The organism is Candidatus Symbiothrix dinenymphae (assembly GCF_001431085.1).
In genome coordinates this window covers 1-406 of sequence record NZ_BBRU01000472.1, presented here as the reverse complement: position 1 = coordinate 406, position 406 = coordinate 1, and the positions used below count along the sequence as shown (strand labels likewise).

Here is a 406-nt window from a genome sequence, read left to right as displayed (position 1 = left end):
AATGTGTTTGACAAGCCTGAAACGCCGTTCTCGTTTGGCGTGGCGTGCTACCCCGAAAAGCACGAGGAGGCACCCAATATGGAGTCGGACATCGCGTTTTTGAAGCAAAAAATCGCCATGGGCGCCGAATATGCGGTAACACAGATGTTTTTTGACAACCAAAAATACTTCGATTTTGTTGCCCGTGTCCGCCAAGAGGGTATCACGGTGCCGATTATACCGCGCATCAAGCCTATTGTGCTGTTGAGCCAATTGACTGTGCTGCCAAAGATTTTTCGCTCAGAGTTGCCGTCCGACCTGGTGCGCGAGCTAACCCGTTGCCGGACAGACGATGAGGCAAAGCAAGTGGGCGTAGAATGGAGTATTGCGCAATGCCGGGAATTGCTCAAAGCGGGTGTGCCCAGCC

At 52.7% G+C, this 406-nt stretch carries 1 protein-coding gene; it reads left to right on the top strand.

Features of this window, described 5'->3' with window-relative positions:
• A partial coding sequence (locus tag ASC50_RS05155; RefSeq protein WP_193391211.1) for a methylenetetrahydrofolate reductase occupies positions 1-406 on the top strand: 406 nt, incomplete at both ends.